A 21,385-nucleotide genomic window follows, 5' to 3' on the forward strand; every position below is an offset into this window, starting at 1 on the left:
TCATCGGCGATTGCCGCCGATTGACGTAGCTGGTTGCCGTCGAGTGCCGGTGCGGATTCCTATGAAAGTCAGGTAAACCGTCGGATAACTGGCACCACTTGTTGCTAATGTTTGCTGCTGGCGGGTTGTCGCTGGGGAGTTCGCGAAAGGCAGTGCAATACTGCCCCGCGATCTGGGAGGATTGATGCCGTGAGTTTCTTTGTGCTGCCACCGGAGATCAATTCTCTGCGAATGTTTATTGGTGCTGGCACAGCGCCGATGCTGGAGGCGGCCGCGGCCTGGCAGGGGCTTGCCGAGGAGCTGAGAACCGCGGCGCAATCGTTTGCTTCGGTGACCGCCGGGTTGGCGGGTCAGGCCTGGCAGGGTTCGGCGGCGATGGCGATGGCCTCGGCGGCGGCGCCGTACGCGGGCTGGTTGGCCGCGGCCGTGGCGCAATCGGCAGGAGCGGCGGGCAACGCCCGGGCCGTGGCAAGCATGTTCGAGGCGGCGCAGGCCGCAACGGTGCTTCCGACATCGATATCGGCCAACCGCAATGCATTCGTGCAGCTGGTGATGTCGAATCTGTTCGGTCAGAACGCACCGGCGATAGCGGCTGCCGAGTCCATCTACGAAGAGATGTGGGCCGCCGACGTTGCGGCGATGTCCGGGTACTACTCCGGGGTGTCGGCGGTGGCGGCGCAAGTGGTGCCGTGGCAATCCGTGCTGAAGGGCTTGCCGGGGCTTGCCTCCGGCCTGGCGGGCGGCGCCGGTGCCGGTAGTGGTTTTGCCGGCGGGTCCGGCATGGTGGGCGGCGCCGCGGGGAGCCCTGGGAGCCAAGGTGGCGCGGGTGCGGGCAGCGACACCGCCGGCGCCAATGCTGGTGGTGACGCCAGCTCCAGCGTTGTTGCTGGTGGCGGTGCCGGAGGTGCCGGTTTGGTTGGTGCGGGCGGTTACGCCAGTGGTGGGGGCGGCGCAGATTCCGGTGCCATGGTGGCCCCGGGCGGTGCGGCCAATGGCACCGTCGATGGGGCGAGTAGCGGTGTCGGCGGCGGCGGTGGCGGGATGGCCGCCAGTGCCGGCGCGGCGACTCCCGGGATGGGAGCCATGGCCATGCCGATCGCTGGCATGGCTGCCGCCCGCGCCGCGATGGCGGCCAGTGGTGGTCAATCCGGGCCGGTGAATGCCGGCCCGCCGGTCCGAGAGACCGCCCCCGCGGCTCCAGAACCCGAAGCAGCGGCTCCGGCGCCAGAGGAAGTCGAAGCGCCGGTACCGCAAATGGCGGTCTTGCCGACGGCGGATCCCGGCATTGCCGCGGCGGCCGCACCGGGATCAAAGCCTCAGGCAGCGCGGGCCACCGGTACTACCGGAATTCCCGCGTCGCCGCTGCGTTATTCGCCGGCCGGAACGGAATCGAAGCGGTCGGCGCCAACGCAGGATCAACAAGATGGTGCCGAACAGACAGCTGCCGAGGACACCGTGGTGCCGTTGCGGCCGGAGGCGGTGGCCGGGGAATTGCGCTCTCGCGTGCAGGAACCGTCCGGCATTCAAATGCGGGGTGGCTGAACAACCGGCGCCCAAGCGCGCTCACCCGCGAAAGCCCGTCCTCCGGGCTTTGCGCAAACTTTAACTGTCGGCCGGGTAGCTACTCGGTAAACAAATTCGTGCACTGCGACACGTGACTATGTCGCTGCGGCGCTTTATGCCCGCGTTCCCCTAACTTGACGTGAAATACGTGGGAGGGGAGATGAACAAACTCAGCGGTATGTCGCGTCGCAAGTTTTTGGCCAAAGCATCTGCTGGCGGCACTGGAGCGCTAATGTCCTTCGCTGGACCGGTGATAGAAAAGGCTTACGGAGCCGGGCCCTGCTCCGGTCACTTGAACGACATAGAACACTTTGTGTTTTTCCTAATGGAAAACCGGTCCTTCGATCATTATTTCGGCACACTTTCGGCCACCGACGGTTTCGACAGCGGTTCACCACTTTTCCAGCAGAAAGGCTGGAACCCGCAGACCCAGACAATTGACCCCGCGGGCATCACGATGCCCTACCGCTTCGATACCACGCGGGGACCGTTCGTCGACGGCGAATGCCTCAGCGACCCCGATCATTCCTGGGAAGCGATGCACAAGTCCTGGAACGGCGGGGCCAACGACAACTGGTTGCCGGCGCAGGTCGGCCACAGTCCGCTGCCCAACGGCGGCAACGTCCCGGTGACGATGGGCTATCTCACCCGCAAAGACATACCGATCCACTACCTGCTCGCGGACACGTTCACGGTGTGCGATCGGTACTTTTCCTCGGTGCTCGGTCCCACCCTGCCCAACCGGCTGTACTGGTTGAGCGCCAGCCTCGGTGCCGACGGCACCCAGGGCGGCCCGCAGCTGACCAGCCCTCCGACCGACCCGATCGGCCGGTTCAGTTGGACCACGATGCCGGAGAATCTCAGCGCCGCGGGCATCAGCTGGAAGCTGTATCGAAACAAGACCCTGGGGCCGGTCCTCAACCAGTACTTCAACTACACCTACGACGACATAGTGATGTTCTTCAAGCAAGCGCAGGACCCGCGCTCAGAGTTGGCTCGCTTCGGAATGGCCCCCACCTATCCCTTCGAATTCATGGCCGACGTCAAGGCCAATAGGCTGCCGCTGGTTTCCTGGGTGGTCCCCAACACCCCTCAATCCGAACACCCCGCCTTCCCGCCGGCCGTCGGAGCCGTCGCCATCGTGAACCTGCTCAGGATCTTGCTATCCAATCCGGCGGTATGGGAGAAGACGGCGCTGATCGTCGGTTACGACGAAAATGGCGGCTTTTTCGATCACGTCGTTCCGCCTACCGCGCCGGAGGGAACTCCCGGCGAATACCTCACCGTGCCGGACATCAATTCGGTCTCGGGGGCCGGTGGCATACGCGGGCCGATCGGCTTGGGTTATCGCGTCCCCGGCATTGTCATCTCGCCGTTTAGCCGCGGCGGCTTGATGGTCCACGACGTGTTCGACCACACCTCGCAGCTGAAGTTGATCAGCAAGCGGTTTTCGGTACCGGTCCCCAATCTCACCCCCTGGCGCGACAGCACGGTGGGCGACATGACCTCGGCATTCAACTTCGCCGTCCCGCCCAACCCGTCGCGGCCCAGCCTGAGTCATCCGGGATTGGCCGCCCTGCCCAAGCTGCCGCAGTGCATTCCCAACGTGTGGTTGGGCACGGTGGGGGTGAACCCGAATCCCTACACCGGCTCCCCGCAGGGAATTCCCTATCGGGTGCCGTTCCCACAGTCCCTGCCGTCGCAGGAAACCACCCCCGCCCGCGGGATCCCCAGCGGGCCTTGCTGACCGGCCGGCCACACCGGGCCGGACCAAGCGCTTGGGCTACAGCGCGGGCGCGCGGAGCAGACCCAGCACCGTTCGGCCCAGCACAATCGGGTCGATGGGGTGAGGCACCGCGGCCTCGGCCCGCGACCAGCTGGCCAGCCAGGCGTCGTCGGGGCGGCCGGTGAGCACCACCAGCGGCGGGCAGTTATCCAGTTCGTCCTTGAGCTGCTTGGCGATTCCCATGCCCCCGGTGGGTGTCGCCTCACCATCGAGAATGGCCAGGTCGATGCCGCCTTCGTCCATTCGCCGCAAAACCATGGGGCCCGTCGCCACCTCGACGTAGGTCAGCGCGGGCAAGTCCGGATGTAGCCGTTTGCCCAGCGCCCGCACTACCTGTTCGCGGGTCTGGACATTGTCGCTGTAGACGAGGATCCGCAGGTCTTCGCTGGAGTCGGCCACGGTGCAGATGCTACTGGTCTCCGGTTGCCCGGCGCCGGGTGGCACCACGGCAAGTGCGCTGGACCCGCGTTGAATCAGACGACCCGCGCCGGGGCGAAGACCAACACCGCCGACACGGTCGCCGTCCTGGCCATCACCCCGAACTTGTTCCAGTCCAGGCCAAACTGCGCGCGATCGATTTCGGCCTCGCCGCAGATCCGCACCGAGCCGTCGCCGAACTCGGTGATTGTCACCGGCAGCGGTACCGGGTCGCCGACGCCTTTGATGGTGAAGTTCGCTCGCAGGTCGGCCCCGCGGCCCTTGGTCGGCTGCAGTCCGGTGACCACCACGCGGATCTGCGGGAAACGCTCGACATCGAAGAAGTCAGCTGAGCGCAGATGCTTGTCCCGGCTGCCGATGCCGGTGCGCACCGAGGCCGTTTCGATCTCCAGATGACCGGAGACCGCGCCGTGGTCGGCCAACTCGCCGTAGCCGCCGAAGTTGGTGAATTCGCCCTTGACGGTCAGCAGACCCCACATGTTCTTGATCTTGAAGGTGATGGTCGAGCGATCGGCGACGAGATGCCATGGGCCTTGGGCGTCGGGATCGCTCAGCAGAGCTTCCAGGGTCGTCATCATCGCTCCTCACGGTTGTCGAGCTCGTCGGCGCCCTAGTCGAGCAGGGGCGCGAGTTCGGAGGGGTCGAAGTATTCGTCGATACGGTTGATCACACCATCTCTGTCCAGCTTGATCACGATGCAGACCCGCATCGCGATCACCTGGCCGGCTCGGCCGGTCGCGTGCAACGTGTGTTGTTGGACGAAGCCGCTGGCTGATTCGTCGCTGAACACCCGACGGTCCAGGATTTCATAGCGGCGCTCGGTGGTCGCCGAGAGGAACCAATCGATCACCCGCAGCGCGCGGGCCTTGTCGTTGTCCCGGCGCGCGCCGACCCGCCAGACCGCAATGTCGGGGCTCCACATCCGGTCGACTTCGGCCCGGTCGCCGTTCTCGATCGCGGTGAACAATCGGTCGGCTACCTCAGTGATCGCCTCGGTGCTGGATAGGGGCGGTGGGGGCATGCGCCGGGCTCCTATTCGCTGTCGTATCCGGGGTGGGCAACTGCCAATCGATGTCGCACCAGTGTGCGCAGGCACCCGATGACCACCTCGGCGCGACCGTCGAGTTCGCCGGCCCGGATGGCCGCGGCCAGAGCGGCCTCGTCGGCGAAGCCCAACTCGCCCAGCGCGGTCCGCACCTCGGCGTCACCGGGCCCGAGCAGCCCTCGCTCGACGATGCGCAGGGCATTGGTGGCCACCCTGGCATGAAAGTTGACCTGCCCGTCGGTCGCCGCCCGGACATCGCCCTCCAGGAACTCGGCGACGGCGGCCACGAGCTCGGCCGCGGTTGGACGCCCGTAGTCGCCGGTGCGCATCAGGGCACCTCCAATAGGTCCAGCAGATCCCATTCGTTCTCGCATACCCGTCGGCCGATCGTCGCCAACTCCACCGAGCGGGCCTGCCCGCTCAAGTGGCGTCATGCCTGGTATTGGCAGATCACACCCCAACGCAGCGTGGCCAACACCAGCCACCAGTGAAAAGCGCCTCGGTCGACGGCGGTGCCGCCGGCCCGCTCGTAGGCCCGCAGGAAGTCCTCGATGCTGCCCATCCCGCCGGCGCCGTAGCTGGCCGGAGCCCCGAACCGCCAGGCCCGCACGCAGAACCAGGCCAGGTCCTCGTATCCCGCACCGACGTGCACCAGCTCCCAATCCAGCACGGCGGCAAGCCCGGATCCCTCGACGATCAGATTCCCCATCCGGTAGTCGCCGTGCACCAGAACCGGTGCCGACTCGGCCGGCCGATGGGCATCGAGCCAGCGGAACGCCCATTCGAAGGTGGCGGTGGACTCACCCATCGCGTCGAGCCGTTCACGCCAGTGCGCCACCGGGTCTTCGTGGACAAGGCCGGCGTCGCCGGCGTCGGCGCGGTGAATCGCGGCCAGCGCCTGCGCGCATTCACCCAGTAGCCGCTGCCGGCCCGCGTCGTCGAGCTGGCGTTGGATGCGCCGGGCGATGGTTTCGCCGCCGACCTCGTCGCAGATCAGGAACGGATTGCCCAGTGCCGCGGGGGAGTCGTCGGCGACCAGCACGTGGGGGACCGGTGCACCGGCGGCCGCGGCGGCGGCCTGAACGCGGGCTTCGAGCTCCATGCCGGCGTGCACATCGTCGGGCGGCCCGGTGCGCAGGATCAGCGATCGGCGTCGGTGGCCGGTAACGGCGTCGAATGCCCAGGTGGTCCTGCTGGCTCCGCCGGTCAGTGCGCGCAGCTTGTCGATGGCCACCTCGGTGCCCAGCATCGGGCGCAACACGGTGGCCAGGCGGTCGGCCAACTCGGTCACTTCTGGCCAAACTTGAACAGCCGCTGCGCGACCCGGCGAATCTGAATTTCCTCGGCGCCCTCGGTGATCCGGTATCGGCGGTGGTGGCGATAGATGTGCTCGAATGGTTCGTGCCGGCTGTAGCCGACGCCGCCGAACACCTGCATGGCCCGGTCGGCGGCCTCGCACACCAGTCGGTTTGTGCGGTAGTTGGCCATCGAGACCTTGTCGGACACCTCCATATGGTGATTTCGGTCCAGATGCCAGGCCGCGTAGTACACCAGCAGCCGCACCATCTGCGCCTCGGTCTGCAGTTCGACAAGCGGCCACTGGATGGCCTGGTTCACCGACAGCGGCTTGCCGAACACGCGGCGTTCGCCGGCGTAGCCGACTGCCCGGTCGATACAGTACTGGGCCGCGCCCAGGCTGCTGGCCGCCTGGCGAATCCTGTTCTCGTGTAGAAAAGTCTGGCCCACCTCGAGGCCCCGATCGACCTCGCCCAGCACCGCGTCATCGGGGACGCGCACGTTGGTGAGCTCGACCTCGCCGTGATCGGTGGGCATGTTCAGCGTCCACCAGTAGTACGGGACGTTGAATCCCGCGGTGTCGGTTGGGACCAGGAACGCGGTGATGCCCCGGGCCTGCTCCGGCTCACCCGAGGTTCGGGCGAACACCAGGTCGTGGGTCGCGCGATGCACACCGGTGTTGAACCGCTTGGCGCCGTTGATGATCCAGCCGTCACCGGCGTGCTCGGCCCGGGTCTGCATCCAGGTGGCATCCGACCCGTGCAGCGGCTCGGTCAGCCCGAACGCCATCGACCGCTCGCCGGTGATGAGCACCTCGGTCCATTCGCTTTTTTGAGCGTCGGTGCCAAAGCGATCCATCATGATGACCTGCGGGAAGTTGCCGACGATGGAGGACTCGTTTTGCAGGTCGTTGTGCAGGCCAAGGCCTTTGTGCGCCAGATGTTCGCGGATGACGGCCATGTCCAGGTTGGTCCCGTCGCGACCGCCGAACCGGGCCGGCAGCCCGTAGCGCAGCCAGCCCGCCTGGTCGGCGCGCCTGCGCATCTCGGCTAGCAGTTCTTCCCATTCCCGGCGCGGGACACCATCGTTGTCCCAGTCGGTGCGGGCGTGCTCGCGACGATGGTCGAAGTATTGAATGTGTTCGTGTTCCAGCGGTTTGATCTCGGCCTCGATGAACTCGTCCATCTGGGCGAGTAGGCTCTGAAGATGTTCCGGCAGAGTGAATTCCACGTTGAATCTCCTCCTGTCGTGCCGCTAGAAACCGTATAGGGTCTTCTTCCAGATCCGCGACAGCGTGGTGATGGCGTCCTCGTCGGTGATGGTGACACCCAGGCCGCCGGGTCCCGAGGATCCCGAGGTGCCGACCAGGACCGAGGTGAAGTTCTCGAACAACAACGCGATGGCCACCGCGGTGTGGTCCGGGTTGAGTTCGGTTCCGTAGCCCTGATCCTGCGCGTGCCGTACCGAGGCGGCGATGATGTCCATGCCGAAGCGCCGGAATTGGTTCTGCACCGCGGCAAAGCGCTGCTGGGTGGCGGCCAGTTGGTCGACGGCGATCATGATGCCGATGTTCTGTTTGAAGATGTTCCAGTAGCCGGTCACCACCGCGGTGAAGAACGTGTCATCGTCGGGAGAGTCCGGCAGTTGCAGGCTGACCCCGGAGGGAGTCACCACATCGTGTAAGAACGACTGTGCCAGGGCGGCCAGTAGGTCTTCCTTGTCGGTGAAGTATCGGTAGAACACCGCTGAGGACTTGCCCGCGGCGGAGGTGATGTCGGCCAGCGTGGTTCCGTGGAATCCTCGCTCGGCGAACAGCTTGCGCGCGGCCTGCTCGATGGCCTGCCGGGTCTGGCGGCCTTTGGAGCTGAGTTCTCGTGACTCTTGCCGGGCGGGCATCAGCTGCGAATCCGGTCTCCTGCGCGCAAGAGTGCGCCTGGCAGGTCATGGCCAACAACCGCCTTGGCCACCTCGGCCGCGGCGATGGCGGCGGCCAAGTCGACGTCGACGGCAAAGCCGCTGTCGGCCAGCAGGTACACCAGGTCCTCGGTGGCGATGTTTCCGGTGGCTCCGGGTGCAAAGGGGCAACCGCCGAGCCCGCCGACCGAGGCGTCCAGCCGGGTGACACCGGAGCACACCGCCGCATAGGCACTGGCCAGCCCGGAGCCGCGGGTGTTGTGGAAGTGCGCGCCCAGCGGCATGTCGCCGAGCACCGGCCCCAGCTGCGCGATGAGCGCACTGACCCGGCCGGGCGTGGCGGTGCCGATGGTGTCGGCGATCGAGAACCGGTCCACCCCTTGGTCAACAGCGGTGGCCGCGATGTCGAGAACTTGCTGTGGCGCGATGGCCCCGTCGAACGGACAGTCCCAAGCGGTGGCCACGATCACCTCGACGGTGACCTCGCCGTCGCGGCCGATGGCGATGATCTCGCTGATCTGATCGGTCGCGTCGGCGGTGCTCCGTCCGACATTGGCCATGCTGAACGAATTGCTGGCCGCCACCACGTATTCGATCGCGTGCAAGCCCGCGGCAATCGCCCGCCTGGCCCCGTTGGGACTGGCTACCAGCGCGGAGAACTCGATGTCGGGGTAGCTGTGCAGCTCCGCGGCGAGTTCGGCGGCGTCGGCCATCGACGGCACTTTCGACGGCGACACGAACGCCGTCGCCTCGACTTCACGGACTCCGGTTGCGGCCACCGCTGCCAGCAGCTCCAGCTTGGCGGACAACGGCACCGGCTTCTCGATCTGCAATCCGTCGCGTAGCGCTACCTCGCGAATGGTGACGTGGGCGGTCATAGCACCTCCTCGGCGCGCAGCTGCTCGAGCTCTGCGCTGCTCTTGCCCAGCAAGCCGATGTAGACGTCGTCATTGTGCTGTCCCGGCCGCGCCGGCCCGGCGCTACGCACCTGGCCGGGGGATTCGGACAGCGCCGGCACAATCCCGGGGCCCAGCACGTTACGCCCGATTCGTTCGTCGTAGTGCTCGACCAGCATGCCGCGGGCGCGTAGTTGCCGATCCTTGACCACTTCGGCGACGGTATTGATCGGCCCGGCGATCACCCCCGCGGCCGAGAGCGTTTCGATGATCTCATCGGGTTGGCGCTGCGCGGCCCACGCGCCGATGATCTTGTCCAGTTCGTCCTGGTTGCGGCCCCGGGCGCGGTGGGTGGCGAAGCGGTCATCGGTGGCCAACTCCGGACATCCCATCGCCTGGCATAGCCGCGCGAACACGGTGTCCTGGTTCGCCGCGATCACCACCCACGATTCGTCGGCACTGCGATAGATATTGGACGGCGCGATACCTTCCAGCCTGGTACCGGACGGCCCACGCACCACCCCGCCCACGTCGTAGTCCGAAATGGTGGACTCCTGCAGAGCCAAACAGGATTCGGTCAGCGCGACATCGACCACCTGGCCGGTCCCGGTGACACTGCGGCGATACAGGGCGGCCAACGCACCCTGGGCGCCGAACATCCCGGCCAGGCTGTCGCCCAGGGACAGGGCCAGCCGGGGCGGGGGGCCGCCGGGGAAGCCGTTGAGATGGCGCAACCCGCTGGCCGCCTCGGCCACCGACGCGTAACCGGCCTTGTGGGCATCCGGGCCGGTCTGTCCGTAACCCGATACCCGCACCAGGATGATGCCGGGGTTGCGTTCGCGCAGTACGTCGTAGCCCAGGTCCCACTTCTCCAGCGTGCCCGGCCGGAAGTTCTCCACCACGATGTCGGACTTGTCGACCAGCTCCAGGAACAGCTCCCGGCCCTGCGGCCGGCGCAGGTCGAGCGTGATGGCCCGTTTGTTGCGGGCATGCACCGTCCAGAACACGTGGTGTCCGTCGACTTCGGCCTGGCCCCAGGTCCGCAGCGGGTCGGGGGCGCCGGGTGGTTCCACCTTGATGACGTCGGCACCCATGTCGCCGAGGAGCCGGCCGGCGAAGGGGCCGGCGATCAGGGTGCCCAGTTCGAGCACCCGGACACCGTCCAGTGCCCCGGGTGCGGTCATTGCCTGCTCGCAAAGTCGTGTCGCAGCAGCCAGTCGGTGGCAATGTCGACGGCCTGACCTAGCTTGTCGCGCTGGTCGGGGCCCGCGTAATAGTGAGTAGCACCAGGGATTTCGTACATCTCCTTGTCGGCATGCCCGATGGCCTCGAAGAGTCGTCGGGTGTGGCTGGGCGTGCAAGCGTCATCGGCCAGATTACCGATGACCAGTGCCGGGACGGCAAGATCCCGGCCGCACACCACGCCGTCGCCCCGCGCATCGTCGTAGCTCCATTGCGACAACCAGCTGCGCAGCGTGCAGAAGCGCGCAAGCCCGACCGGGCTCATGTTCACCACCTGCGGATCACCCAGATAACAGGTGCCGGGCGTGCGCTCGTTGGGGTCGACGCTGGGATCGAGCCAGCGCGGGTCGGCCATGGTGCTGTGCACCACGAAGCAGAACTCCGCAACATCGGAGTCGGGTCGCCCGCTGGCCTCGAGTTCGGCCAGCTTGTCTTTCACCCAGGCGGTGATGCGCCGGTTGCGGTCGATCTGGGCCTGCCGGTAGCGGGTGAGAAACTGCGCGCTGTAGGGCGGTTGGTTGGGGTTGTTCGGGTCGTAGAGATCCAGGTCGGGATCGCGTTTGCTCGGATCGGATTCGTCGATGATCGAGGCGTCCAGCCGTTCGGTGAGCGTGCCGTGGCGGCTGATGTGCGCGGCGAGCAACATGATGGCGTCGGCGGCGGGCAGGTCCAGTTGGGTCAGGTCGGGGCCGTCGCCGGAGGGGCTGGCCGTCAGTGTCGGCCGCTGGGCCTGCTGCTGGTAGAGCACCGACAGCGAGCCGCCGCCGCTCCATCCGGCCAGTACCACCTTGGAGTAGCCCAGCCGCTTCTTTGCGTCCTTGATGCATTCGCCGAGATCTTCGACCACCTTCTCCATCAGCAGCGCCGAGTCGGTGCCGCGGAACCGGCTGTTGCAGTAGATGACGTGGTGGCCGGCGCGGGCCAGTGCGTTGATCATCGGCAGATATGCGCCGCCGCCGATCGGGTGCATGAACACCAGCACGGTGTCCGACGGTTTGTCCTTCGGCTTGAGCAGATTGCTCTCCAGGACGGTGATCTCGGCGAGTCCGCCATAAACATCGCGGACCCCGGAAGTGTTCTGGAAGGCAACGAGATAGGGGATTCGATCGTATTCGTGTCGGGTCGCCATGGTCAGTGTTGCCCCAGGTCGTGGGCCAGCACCGCGGGCGAGGGTGTCAGGCGCCGGCGGGTGTCGACGGCCATGACCTGCCAGTCGACGCGGGAATATTCGGCGAACTTGCGCCGGGCCCGTTCCCGGGCACGTTCGGGTGCGCCGTGATGAACCCCTTGCGGTGTATGGGAAATCAGCCCCGGCGGCATCGGGATGCCGTAGAGCGAGCCGCCATGGAAAAACGCGATCTCGTCATAGTCGACGTTGCGGTGATACCAGGGTGTGCGCTCGGTCCCCGGAACTCCTTCGGCGGGTTTGGGCAGGAAGTTCATCACGCATACGCCGGTGGCCTGCATGAACAGGTGCACCGTCGGGGGCAGGTGCACACTGTCGGAGGTGATCACGTTGTAGTCGGCGATGTTGAAGGTGAAGGCGAAGTTGTCGCCCCGCCAGCCTTCGACGTCAATCGGATTATGTTGGTAGAAAAGCGTTGTCGGGCCACCCTCATGTACCAGCCGGACTTGGTATTCGTCGCGCGCCGCCAACCCCGGCGGGTTCTCGACGGGGGCCGGTTCGGGGATCACGGCTTGGGATGGGTCGAAGGGGAAGTGCCGGCCGAGCGCGCCCGGGGCGGGGACGCGGAACTCGTCGGTGGCCTCCACCATGAGCAGCGTCGTCTCGGTGTCCGGCAGCTGGCGCCAGGCGGTCGCCTTCGGGATATACACCCAGTCGCCGGTGCGGTAACGCAACGGCCCGAACTCGGTTTCCAGCAGCCCGGCGCCGTCGTGCACGAAGCACAGCAGGTCGCCGTCGATATGGCGGTTGTAGAACGGCATCACTTGGTGGCGGCGACTGAGCAGGATGCGGCAGTCGGCGTTGCTGAACATCAGCAGCGGGCCGCCGTTGGCGTCGGTGGCATCGCTGGGCTCGAGCTGGTCGGCCAGCACGTCGACGGGGCGCAACGGTCCCACCGCGCGGTAGGCGGTGGGGGCATGGCGACGGTAGAGGTTCGCGGTGCGGCCGGTGAACCCGCCGCGGCCGAGCTCGTCGTCCTTGAGCCCGTCGAGGTCGGCGTGCAGGCGCCGCGGTGTCCTGCCTTTGCGCAGGTGAACGAACGATTCCATGGGTGCTCCGGGACTCGTCGGATACAAAACTAAAAGTGACATTATTTTCTCTTTTGGTGGTGAACAAGGGCCCTGCGCGCAGCTTCGCGCGAGTCGGGGGCCGGCCTCGGCAACGCCGCACCATCAGGGCGCCGGTCGATCGGCTGAAAACGTTCAATTTCGAAATGCCTGCGCATTTCGATGTCTGTGCGACCGCAATTGCGCCGGCGACATTGGGCTGAAACGTGAACGTCATTCGGCCGCCTGGGCTAACGTTCGCGCCATACGCTTGCGTATTGCTGGTCCTGCTCGATCCGGATGAACGAGGTGGGTTAGGTGAGTTTCGCCGTGCTATCGCCGGAGGCAAATTCGGCTCGAATCCTTTCCGGTCCGGGGCCGGGACCGTTGTTGGCTGCGGCGGCAGCTTGGGATGGGATCGGCCAAGAGCTGGCCGCGGCGGCAAGCGCGTTTTCTTCGCTGACCTCCGACCTGGCCGGGGCGGCGTGGCAGGGCCCGTCGGCGGCGGCGATGGCCAGCGTCGGGACGTCGTATGTCCGGTGGCTGGGATCCGCGGCGTCCGGCGCGGTGCAGACTGCGCGTCAAGCCGCGACGTCGGCTGCGGTGTTCGAGGCAGCGCGCACGGCCACGGTTCCGCTGGAGCTGGTGGCGGCGAACCGATCTGCGTTGATGTCGATGGTGGCCGCCAACGTGTTTGGGCTGAATGCACCGGCAATCGCGGCGATCGAGGCGCAGTACGAGCAGATGTGGACTCAAAATGTGGGTGCGATGTTCGGCTACCACGTCGGAGTCTCGGAGGCGCTCTCTGGGCTCGCGCCGTGGCAGGAGGTGCTGTCGGGTGTGTCGGGTCGAGTGGCGAGCGCGCTGGAAGGGACCTCCGCGGCCGCCGTGGCGGCGCTTGGCCCCACCGCGCTGACGGCGGCGGGCAGCGCGCTACCGGCCGCCGCGACCGACGTCACTTTGGTGATTGGCGGCAGCGGCTTCCCGATTCCATCACAGAGCTATGTGGACAATGTGGTGAACAATTTCGTTACCCCCAATTTCCCGAGTTTCACGGTGAGCAACGCGATCTCCCTGTTTACTCCCGCTGAGTCGTATTGGATTACCGGCATCAAGACCATGACCGAGGACGCGTCGCGGGCCGAGGGTCTCACCATCCTCGATACCGCGATCAAAGCGCAGCTCGCCGCCGGCAACAACGTTGTCGTCCAGGGCTACTCGCAGGGCGCCGGGATCGCGTCGCTGGAGATGTCCAACCTCAAAGCGGCGGGGGTGCCGACCGGGTCGGTGAGTTTCTCGCTGATCGGTAACGCCATGAACCCCAACGGGGGGCTATATGAGCGTTTCGCCGGCCTGGTTTCACCAAGTCTGGGCAAAACATTCTGGGGCGTAACGCCTGACAACTACTACACGACGGACGTCTACACGCTCGAATACGACGGCTTCGCGGACTTCCCCCGGTACCCGCTCAACTTCGTGTCCGACCTGAACGCCATTATGGGCATTTACTACGTGCACACCCAATATCCGACTCTCACCGCCGCGCAAGTTGCTACCGCATTCACCTTGCCGACGGAGGGGGCAGCGATGACCACATACCACATGATTCCGACCGAGAACCTGCCGCTGCTGGAACCGCTACGTGGGGTTCCGTTTATCGGGAATACCCTGGCAGATCTGGTGCAACCGGACCTGAAGGTGCTGGTCAACCTAGGCTATGGCGACCCCAACTATGGCTATTCGACCGGACCGGCCAATGTGCCGACGCCGTTTGGTTTGTTCCCGGATGTCGCCCCAGCCACGGTGTTCGACGCATTGGTCGCCGGCACCCAGCAGGGCATCAGCGATGCGGCGGCCGATATCGGTGCGTGGCAGTTGCCGTCGTTGCCCGACATTTCGCTCTCGGGCATCTCCAACGCCCTTGGCTCGGATCCATGGTCGGCGCTGAGCAACGCGACCTTGCGCATGCTTTCGGTATCGACGATCGAGAACGCCGTCAAGGGCGTCCAGACCGCGACTACCGATATCGCCAATACTATCTCATTCGATGCCACCACGGCGTACGCAACCTTGCTGCCAACCGCGGATGTGGTGAACGCGATGGTTACGACGCTTCCGGCTTACAACCTCAAGCTATTCCTGGACGGAATTCTGCAGGTCCTCGATGGTGATCCTGCCGGATTGATCTATGCACTCGGGGCGCCAATCGCCGCCGACACCGCGCTGGTGACACTGCTGGCCGGCTTCAACCTCTACGCCTACTTGTACGCGTTCAACAAGATCTTGCCGGGGGTCCTCTGAGTCGCTCGCGATGACACTCAGCCCCGTACCCGCAGCACCACTTTGCCGCGGGCGGTGCGATTCTCCAGCGACGCCACCGCCGCGCCGGCCTGCTCGAGCGGATAGACCGCCGGCTCGGGAGGGGGTAACGCGCCCGAACTCAGCAGACTCTCGAGGGCGGCCCACTGCTCGGCCAGCGCGCCGGGGTGGGTTCCGGCCCAGGCGCCCCAACCGACGCCGACCACATCAATGTTGTTCAGTAGCAACCGATTTACCTTTACCGTCGGTATCTCCCCACCGGTGAAGCCGATCACCAGCAACCGCCCGGGCGGAGCCAGTGAGCGAAGTGAATCGGTAAACCGGTCACCGCCGACCGGGTCGACAACCACGTCGACGCCGCGGCCGTTGGTGAGTTCTTTGACCGTGTCCTTGAACCCGTCGGCGAGCACCACGTCGGTGGCACCGGCGGCCGTCGCGATTGCGGACTTCTCCTCACTGCTGACCACCGCGATGGTGCGAGACGCGCCCAGCACCGGGGCCAGCCGCAGCGCCGAGGTGCCGATGCCGCCGGCCGCGCCGTGCACCAGGACCGTCTCGCCGCGCTGTAGGCGGCCCCGGACGGCCAGGGCGAAGTACACGGTCAGATCGTTTAACAGCAAGCCCGCTCCGGCTTCGAAGCTGACGTTGTCGGGTAGCCGGAACACCCGGTCGGGCGCGAGCACCGCGACCTCGGCCATGCCGCCGGAAAGCATGGTCAAGCCGACGACCCGGTCGCCGGTGCACACGTGGCAGTCCGGTGGGGCGCGCCGAACCACGCCGGCGATCTCGGCCCCGAGCACGAAGGGAAGCTGCGGTCGGTATTGATAGAGGCCGCGAGTGAGCAACGCATCGGGGAATGCCACCCCGGCGGCATGCACGTCGACGACCACCCCGTCGCCGGTTGGTTCGTCGACCTCGGCCACCTCGACCGCGTCCGGACCATCGAGCCGAGTCACCCGTATCGCGCGCATGCCACCTCCGTTGTCAGCTTCGACCCCCAATGAGGCCCCAATCTAGAACGCGCCGGCCACCCGCACCACAGCCCGGCCGGTGAATTCGCCCGCGCGCAGTTGATCGAGCACACCGACCACGTCTTTGATGTCGATATCGGTGGTGAGATCGTCCAGACGGCGCGGCCGTAACGAATCGCCGAGAAGTGACCACAGCTGCCGGCGCGGGCCTATGGGCATCAACACCGAGTCCATACCGAGCAGCGCGATGCCGCGCAGGATGAACGGCATGACCGTGGTGTGCAGCGCCGCCCCGCCGGTGAGGCCGCTGGCGGCCACCGCGCCTCCGTAGTCGATGGTGCTCAGAACGTCGGCCAGCGTTGCGCCGCCCACGCAGTCCACCGCCGCGGCCCAGCGGGCCTTGGCCAACGGTCGCGGTTTGGCATCGGGATCGGCCGGCAGCCGGCCGATGACCTCGGCGGCCCCCAACGATTTCAGTAGCTCGGCGGCCTGAGGTTTGCCGGTGGAGGCCACCACCTGGTAGCCGGCGGCCGCCAGCAGGTCGACGCTGATCGAGCCGACCCCGCCCGAGGCGCCGGTGACGACGACCGGCCCGGCGTCGGGCGCCACGCCCCAGTTGATCAGCGCCTGAACACTCATCGCCGCGGTGAAACCGGCGGTGCCGATGGCCGCGCCCGCACGCGGACTCAATGTGCCCAGTGCCACCACCTGATCTGCGGGCAGCCGAACGTATTCGGCGTAGCCACCGTGGCGGCCGGTGCCGATTTCATAGCCGTGCGCCAGCACCAGGTCGCCAACGCTGAACTCGGGCGAGTGGGATTCGACGACTTCTCCGGTCAGGTCGATGCCCGGAACTACGGGGTACTTACGCACCACACCGCCCCCGGGCGTCAACGCCAGCGCGTCCTTGAAGTTGACACTCGAGAAATGCACCCGGATCGTCACGTCGCCAGGGGGCAGATCGTTAGGTGTCAGCGTCCGGATCGACGCGGTGATCCGATCCCCGTCCTGATGTGCGACCAGCGCATGAAACGTGTCCATAGCGCCCTACGCTAACCTCACCGGGCGCCGGTGCGAACGCGCGGTGGCGACACGTCCGGCGTGCGGAACTAGCCGCCCGAATTCATCAGCCGCGCAACGCCACGCATCGCAGTGCGGCTCAGCGTGTGCCGGATCCGTTGGGCGGCCGATGGTTGCGGGGGCGGCGCCGCGACGCCGAACCGGGGGAACAAACTCAGCGCGTTACCGCGGTCTATTGCGCCGCGGGCAGCGGCGTCGAGTGCGGGGTAGGTTTCCAGACCGGCGGCGAAGAGCTTTCCCGCCGCCGTGGGCGCGAACGGCCAGTCCGATCCAAACGTGATGTGCCCCGGCTTGGCGAAGGCAATCAGCGTCGGCAGCGCCGCCGCGCTCGACGATAGGGCAGTGTCGAAATAGAAGCTGGAGAACTCCTCTAGTACATCGGCGGGGCTGCGGCCGGTGTGGGCGGTGATCGCCAACGCCAGGCGATGACTGGCATAGGGGACAAACCCGCCGGCATGGCTGAGCACGAACTTGATATCCGGATACCGCTGACGGATGCAATTGCGCACCAACAGATGGGCCGCCCGGGTGGTGTCGAGCAAGAAGTCGCCGGCCCATGGGGCAACTCCGGGAACCGCCGGGCCGGGCAGTTCGGCGGGATGGACGAACACCACCGCGGCGCGCGAATTCAACGCGGTGAACAGGTCGTCCTGGCCGTCTTCGCCGAGATAGATGCCAGCGTGGTTGGCCAGCAGCACGATACCGTCAGCCTTCAGATCATCAAGTGCACGAACGGTTTCGGCCACGCTCTGGTCGAGATGGGGCATCGGTACGGTAGCGAAGAACCCGAACTGCGCCGGCCGGCCGGCGACGACATCGGCCGCGTAGTCGTTGATGTCGCGCGCTAGCGCCGCGGCATCGCTGGCCTGGGGTAGGAAGACGGTTGCGGGTGCGGATACCGACAAGATCGCTGCACCGACGGTGAGTTCGGCCATTGCCTGCAGCGACCCCGCTGGACTCCAGTCCGGCAGCGCTCGCCCGCCCGCACCATCGATGCCCGCATTGCGCAGCGCGCGACGATAGTCGGGCGGAATCATGTGGTGGTGAGTATCGATTCGCCACATCGCGAACTCCTTGCCGGGCCGCAGAGCGGCGCCACGTTGTCCTCGCGCCGCAGCAACGAACGCCCCGCCGTCTTGAACTGGGCCAACTTGTCGATGATGTGCTGTCCCTCTGGAGTATGGCCCCAAATGCTGATTCCCTGGTAAGTCGTCGGCTCCCAGGTGGACTCGTCGACCACGATGGGGTTCCAGCCGAGTTCCCATTCGAATCCTGACGGTGTCACCGCGTAGTAGGACAGTTCCCGGTCGTTGGTGTGCTGTCCGACGCTGAGCGCCAGCCCAAACCCAAGTTCCCTGATGCGCTGATAGGACGCGGTGAGATCGTCGAGGTCGGCGGCCTGCACGTTGACGTGTTGCACTCGGGTGCGGATCGGGTTGATCGGCAGGCGGTTTGCTGCGGCGATGGCTACCGAGTGATGTCGCTGGTTGACCCGCAGGAATCGGATCTTGAACTTGATGCCGCTGATCGTCTCATCGATGAAGTCGCTCAGTCGCGCGTCGAACACGGTGTCAAAGTAGCCGCGGACTTGGTCTGGCCTCTTCGACGTGATGGCCACGTGTCCGATGCCGCCGGCGCCGGTGACGAAGCCGCCTCGCGCGCCGATGTTCAATGGCGCTGGGCATGGGCGCGGCTCGGCGTAGATCTCCTGGGTCAGGCCGTTGGGCCCGGGGAATCGCGCGAGCCGCGCCACCCCGCGCAGGGCGGCTTGTTCGGCCGAACCTTCGATGATCGGGACGCCTTGGCGCCGAACCCGATTGATGATTTCCTCGAATGTGTTGTGGTCGTCGAGTTGCCAGCCCAGGGCCGTGACGTCCTCCGCCGGTCCGTGCTGTAGCAAGAAGCGGCATTCGTTGCCGTCGAGGCGAAACCGCATGGTATCGGCGAGTGAGTCGTCGACGTGCAGGCCGATCGCGTCTCGGCCGAACCTGCGCCAATCGGAGAACCGGTTGGTCTCGATGACTATGTAGCCGAGCTGCACGTTGCCGAACACCGAGCGTCCCGCGGTGCTCATGATGCGAAAGCCGATCTTTGCGAGAGGAATTCGGCAACCAGCTGATTGGACAGTTCGGCGCGCTCCCACTGCATCCAGTGACCGGTGCGCGAGGTCATGACCAACTCGGCGTTGGGCATCAGGTTCAGCAGCATCGGACCGCCGGCCGGGCGGTTGATCTTGTCGTCGCGGCCCCATAACACCAGGGTTGGCGTGGGTAACTGCCGGAGTCTGCGGTCGCGGGTGAGGTCCATGCGCCACAGGGTGCGAAGCCCGTTCGGGCGCCGTAGCGGCGGGTCGGCGATCACGGCCGAGTCGATGGAGGCCTGGTAACGCAGGTCGATCAACTCGTCGGGCACCGAATCTCCCTCGTATACCAGGTAATTGCGGATCAGGTGCGCCAATTTGGCCCGGCTCGGCCCGTCGCCGGCGTAGTAGGACAGCAGGGTCTTGAGTCCCGCCGTGGGCGCGCTGCGCGTGGTGCCGATCCCACCGGGTCCCATCAGCACCAGCCGGTCGACCCGGTGCGGGGTGTCGAGGGCCAACCGCAGTGCGGCGGCACCGCCTTAGGAATTGCCGACCAGATGTGCCGACGGGATCCTCAGTTCGTCGAGCAGTCCGCGGATTGCGCTGGCCAGATAGCCGAACGGGTCGGACTGATCCACGCCTTTGCCGGAGCGGCCGTAGCCGGGCATATCGGGAATGATCAGTCGGAACCGCTGCGCGAGTCGGTCGATGTTGCGCGCGTAGTTGGAAAGGCCGGTTGCGCCGGGACCTCCGCCGTGTAGTAGCACCACGGTGGGCCCGCCGCCGGCCTCGGCGAAGAAGATCGGCTTTCCATCGACGGTGACGGTGCGTTCGGCCAGCGTCGTGGTGGTCATGCCAGTGCCCCGATCTTCATGGAGGTGGGGAGGGTGTTGCCGAAGTGGCCGGCCGGAGGTGGTGGCAGTGGACTCCCGGATTCGGCCGCGGCATAGATGAATCCGTCCGGGCGTAACACCACGGCGCTCGCGTGCTTGCGCGCCAGCCAGCGCAACAGCGTGCCACCGGAATCGCGAATGCCGTCCGGGCGCGCACCCGATTCGGGCGTGCCCAATCGCACCGCGGGCACACCGCGTTGGGTCCAGGCCTGGCTACCCGTTGGGGCGTCTCCGGTATGCAGCAGCACCCACTGGCTGCCGAGAATGTCGTCCAGGCGCGCGTTCGCACCATTGCCATCGATGACCCATGGCTGCGGAATCTGCCAGCCGACCGCGCGATGTCCGCTGGCCAGGAAGCCTTCCTGATACCGGGCGGGTGGGATCCACATGGCCCGCTGCAGCCGGGCCATCGCCGACGGGAACCGGGTCAGGGCGCGCCCCAGGCCATTTCGAACGGCGGCAACTGCCTGGCGGCGCTCGGTGATGAGGCGTCCGGTGAAGACCGCGCGCCGGGTGACCTCGGTGACGTGCGGCTTGCGCTCGTGCTGGTAGGAGTCCAGCAGCGAGTCCGGTGCGTTTCCGTTCAACACGGCGGCAAGCTTCCAGCACAAGTTGGCCGCGTCCCGCACCCCTGCGGACATGCCCTGGCCGATCCACGGCGGCATGGCGTGGGCGGCGTCGCCGGCCAGGAAGACGCGTCCGATGCGCCAGCGGTCGGCGACGCGGACGTGGTGGCAATAGATCACCGCGCGCAGGATCTCGACCTCGTTCTCGGTGATGCCTTGTGCGTTGAGGACTCGCCAGATCGCTTCCTCGCGGACTAGCTTCTGATCGGCCTCATCGGCACTGGCCGGATACTCCCAGCGGTGATGGCCAAGTGGGGTCGGGCACTCTACGGTGGGGCGGGCCGGGTCACAGTGGAATCGCAAGCGGTCGTGTGCATCCCAGGCGCGCCGCACCTTGGTGTCGATGACCACCCATCGTTCGGCGTAGGTGCGGCCGGTGTAGCCGACGCCGAGCTGACCCCGGGTGGGTGAGGAGCCGCCGTCGGCCGCGATGACGTAGCGGGCGCGGAGCCGCTTGAATGTATCGGTACGCAGGTCGGCCAGCAGCAGTTCGGCCGCCGCGTCGTTGTTCAGCACCCGCAGGCATTCGTGCTCGACCAGCACCTCGACATTGGCGAACCGGGCCACGCCCGCGCGCAGTACCTGGTCGACCGCGGGCTGATACAGGAACTGCTGGGGTGGATGGCCACTGCCGCGCGGCTTGATCTTGATCTCGATGAAGGGCACGCCGTGGGCGTCGACAAACGCGATTGGCCGGTCCGGCAGCATGTCGGACTGCAGGCGCTCGGCCAGGCCGACGGACTGCCAGATGCGCATCACCTCTTCGTCGGTGGAGATGGCCCGGGCCCTCCCATAGATGTCCGGATCACGTTCTATGACTACCACTTTCATGCCAAGCTGACCCAATAGGTTGGCCGCGGTGGCGCCGGTCGGTCCGTAGCCGATGATCGCCACGTCGTAGGTCGCTGCCTCAGACGTCGCTTCGGTCATTGCCGCTGTTGTCATTGCCGTCTCACATCCGCCTGGGCTCCGCCGGAGCTTGTACTGTTGTGATCGCTACGCTA

General features: G+C 66.3%; 18 protein-coding genes and 2 pseudogenes. 3 read left to right on the plus strand and 17 right to left on the minus strand.

Features of this window, described 5'->3' with window-relative positions; all coding sequences use genetic code 11:
- Positions 1-189: 189 nt before the first annotated feature.
- Positions 190-1,542 (plus strand): PPE family protein, encoded by a 1,353-nt coding sequence (locus tag G6N41_RS09670; RefSeq protein ID WP_198967227.1) that lies wholly within the window; start codon positions 190-192, stop codon positions 1,540-1,542.
- Between the two features lie 181 nt (positions 1,543-1,723).
- Positions 1,724-3,310 carry a phospholipase C gene (locus G6N41_RS09675; RefSeq protein ID WP_198967228.1) on the plus strand — a complete coding sequence of 529 codons (1,587 nt, stop codon included), beginning with the start codon at positions 1,724-1,726 and terminating at the stop codon, positions 3,308-3,310.
- 36 nt (positions 3,311-3,346) lie between these two features.
- Here G6N41_RS09675 and G6N41_RS09680 read toward each other — a convergent pair whose 3' ends face one another.
- The 11 genes and pseudogenes from G6N41_RS09680 to G6N41_RS09730 all read right to left on the minus strand — a co-directional run bounded on the left by G6N41_RS09680 (position 3,347) and on the right by G6N41_RS09730 (position 12,415).
- Positions 3,347-3,748: an Rv3143 family two-component system response regulator gene (locus tag G6N41_RS09680; RefSeq protein ID WP_011740418.1), complete on the minus strand. Its 402-nt coding sequence runs from the start codon at positions 3,746-3,748 to the stop codon at positions 3,347-3,349.
- Between the two features lie 74 nt (positions 3,749-3,822).
- Positions 3,823-4,362: a YceI family protein gene (locus G6N41_RS09685; RefSeq protein WP_012393330.1), complete on the minus strand. Its 540-nt coding sequence runs from the start codon at positions 4,360-4,362 to the stop codon at positions 3,823-3,825.
- Between the two features lie 35 nt (positions 4,363-4,397).
- On the minus strand, positions 4,398-4,808 hold the full coding sequence (locus G6N41_RS09690; RefSeq protein WP_012393331.1) for a nuclear transport factor 2 family protein: 411 nt from the start codon (positions 4,806-4,808) through the stop codon (positions 4,398-4,400).
- Positions 4,809-4,819: 11 nt separating this feature from the next.
- On the minus strand, positions 4,820-5,161 hold the full coding sequence (locus G6N41_RS09695; protein ID WP_198967229.1) for a DUF6285 domain-containing protein: 342 nt from the start codon (positions 5,159-5,161) through the stop codon (positions 4,820-4,822).
- Positions 5,161-6,081: pseudogene (locus G6N41_RS09700) on the minus strand (phosphotransferase family protein). The gene G6N41_RS09695 and the pseudogene G6N41_RS09700 overlap by 1 nt, the downstream one beginning before the upstream one ends.
- 38 nt (positions 6,082-6,119) lie before the next feature.
- The gene (locus G6N41_RS09705) at positions 6,120-7,358 is read right to left on the minus strand and encodes an acyl-CoA dehydrogenase family protein (protein WP_198967230.1); all 1,239 of its coding nucleotides are present in this window, start codon (positions 7,356-7,358) and stop codon (positions 6,120-6,122) included.
- Between the two features lie 24 nt (positions 7,359-7,382).
- Positions 7,383-8,024, minus strand: a complete 642-nt coding sequence (locus G6N41_RS09710; RefSeq protein ID WP_012393335.1) for a TetR/AcrR family transcriptional regulator — start codon at positions 8,022-8,024, stop codon at positions 7,383-7,385.
- Positions 8,024-8,920, minus strand: coding sequence for a hydroxymethylglutaryl-CoA lyase (locus G6N41_RS09715; RefSeq protein ID WP_198967231.1), 897 nt, complete (start codon positions 8,918-8,920; stop codon positions 8,024-8,026). Before G6N41_RS09715 ends, G6N41_RS09710 begins: the two co-directional genes overlap by 1 nt.
- On the minus strand, positions 8,917-10,122 hold the full coding sequence (locus tag G6N41_RS09720) for a CaiB/BaiF CoA transferase family protein (RefSeq protein WP_117432003.1): 1,206 nt from the start codon (positions 10,120-10,122) through the stop codon (positions 8,917-8,919). Before G6N41_RS09720 ends, G6N41_RS09715 begins: the two co-directional genes overlap by 4 nt.
- Positions 10,119-11,309, minus strand: a complete 1,191-nt coding sequence (locus G6N41_RS09725; RefSeq protein ID WP_198967232.1) for an alpha/beta hydrolase — start codon at positions 11,307-11,309, stop codon at positions 10,119-10,121. The genes G6N41_RS09720 and G6N41_RS09725 overlap by 4 nt, the downstream gene beginning before the upstream one ends.
- Positions 11,310-11,311: 2 nt before the next feature.
- Positions 11,312-12,415: a homogentisate 1,2-dioxygenase gene (locus G6N41_RS09730; protein WP_198967808.1), complete on the minus strand. Its 1,104-nt coding sequence runs from the start codon at positions 12,413-12,415 to the stop codon at positions 11,312-11,314.
- Between the two features lie 315 nt (positions 12,416-12,730).
- Between G6N41_RS09730 and G6N41_RS09735 the strand changes: the two genes are divergently transcribed.
- The gene (locus G6N41_RS09735; RefSeq protein ID WP_198967233.1) at positions 12,731-14,713 is read left to right on the plus strand and encodes a PPE family protein; all 1,983 of its coding nucleotides are present in this window, start codon (positions 12,731-12,733) and stop codon (positions 14,711-14,713) included.
- Positions 14,714-14,730: 17 nt separating this feature from the next.
- On the opposite strand, the gene G6N41_RS09740 is transcribed toward G6N41_RS09735, so the two are convergent.
- From G6N41_RS09740 to G6N41_RS09765, 6 genes and pseudogenes are all read right to left on the minus strand, one after another.
- The gene (locus G6N41_RS09740) at positions 14,731-15,702 is read right to left on the minus strand and encodes an NADPH:quinone oxidoreductase family protein (protein ID WP_198967809.1); all 972 of its coding nucleotides are present in this window, start codon (positions 15,700-15,702) and stop codon (positions 14,731-14,733) included.
- Positions 15,703-15,744: 42 nt separating this feature from the next.
- On the minus strand, positions 15,745-16,743 hold the full coding sequence (locus tag G6N41_RS09745) for an acrylyl-CoA reductase family protein (protein WP_020732246.1): 999 nt from the start codon (positions 16,741-16,743) through the stop codon (positions 15,745-15,747).
- A gap of 68 nt (positions 16,744-16,811) precedes the next feature.
- Positions 16,812-17,846 carry an amidohydrolase family protein gene (locus G6N41_RS09750; RefSeq protein WP_198967234.1) on the minus strand — a complete coding sequence of 345 codons (1,035 nt, stop codon included), beginning with the start codon at positions 17,844-17,846 and terminating at the stop codon, positions 16,812-16,814.
- The gene (locus G6N41_RS09755; RefSeq protein ID WP_020732248.1) at positions 17,816-18,856 is read right to left on the minus strand and encodes a VOC family protein; all 1,041 of its coding nucleotides are present in this window, start codon (positions 18,854-18,856) and stop codon (positions 17,816-17,818) included. Before G6N41_RS09755 ends, G6N41_RS09750 begins: the two co-directional genes overlap by 31 nt.
- Positions 18,853-19,716, minus strand: a pseudogene (locus G6N41_RS09760) (alpha/beta fold hydrolase). Before G6N41_RS09760 ends, G6N41_RS09755 begins: the two are co-directional and overlap by 4 nt.
- A complete protein-coding gene (locus G6N41_RS09765; protein ID WP_198967235.1) occupies positions 19,713-21,326 on the minus strand; it encodes a bifunctional 3-(3-hydroxy-phenyl)propionate/3-hydroxycinnamic acid hydroxylase in 1,614 nt (537 codons plus the stop codon). Before G6N41_RS09765 ends, G6N41_RS09760 begins: the two are co-directional and overlap by 4 nt.
- Between the last annotated feature and the right edge of the window lie 59 nt (positions 21,327-21,385).

Source organism: Mycobacterium shottsii (genome assembly GCF_010728525.1).
Taxonomy (GTDB): Bacteria; Actinomycetota; Actinomycetes; order Mycobacteriales; family Mycobacteriaceae; genus Mycobacterium; species Mycobacterium marinum.

Bases quoted from the DNA above. Each gene is read 5' to 3' on its own strand.
- G6N41_RS09755 (WP_020732248.1), bottom strand. From the start codon at position 18,856: ATGAGCACCGCGGGACGCTCGGTGTTCGGCAACGTGCAGCTCGGCTAC.
- G6N41_RS09695 (WP_198967229.1), bottom strand. From the start codon at position 5,161: ATGCGCACCGGCGACTACGGGCGTCCAACCGCGGCCGAGCTCGTGGCC.
- G6N41_RS09730 (WP_198967808.1), bottom strand. From the start codon at position 12,415: ATGGAATCGTTCGTTCACCTGCGCAAAGGCAGGACACCGCGGCGCCTG.
- G6N41_RS09725 (WP_198967232.1), bottom strand. From the start codon at position 11,309: ATGGCGACCCGACACGAATACGATCGAATCCCCTATCTCGTTGCCTTC.
- G6N41_RS09685 (WP_012393330.1), bottom strand. From the start codon at position 4,362: ATGACGACCCTGGAAGCTCTGCTGAGCGATCCCGACGCCCAAGGCCCA.
- G6N41_RS09740 (WP_198967809.1), bottom strand. From the start codon at position 15,702: ATGCGCGCGATACGGGTGACTCGGCTCGATGGTCCGGACGCGGTCGAG.
- G6N41_RS09745 (WP_020732246.1), bottom strand. From the start codon at position 16,743: ATGGACACGTTTCATGCGCTGGTCGCACATCAGGACGGGGATCGGATC.
- G6N41_RS09765 (WP_198967235.1), bottom strand. From the start codon at position 21,326: ATGACAACAGCGGCAATGACCGAAGCGACGTCTGAGGCAGCGACCTAC.
- G6N41_RS09750 (WP_198967234.1), bottom strand. From the start codon at position 17,846: ATGTGGCGAATCGATACTCACCACCACATGATTCCGCCCGACTATCGT.
- G6N41_RS09710 (WP_012393335.1), bottom strand. From the start codon at position 8,024: ATGCCCGCCCGGCAAGAGTCACGAGAACTCAGCTCCAAAGGCCGCCAG.
- G6N41_RS09720 (WP_117432003.1), bottom strand. From the start codon at position 10,122: ATGACCGCACCCGGGGCACTGGACGGTGTCCGGGTGCTCGAACTGGGC.
- G6N41_RS09715 (WP_198967231.1), bottom strand. From the start codon at position 8,920: ATGACCGCCCACGTCACCATTCGCGAGGTAGCGCTACGCGACGGATTG.
- G6N41_RS09690 (WP_012393331.1), bottom strand. From the start codon at position 4,808: ATGCCCCCACCGCCCCTATCCAGCACCGAGGCGATCACTGAGGTAGCC.
- G6N41_RS09675 (WP_198967228.1), top strand. From the start codon at position 1,724: ATGAACAAACTCAGCGGTATGTCGCGTCGCAAGTTTTTGGCCAAAGCA.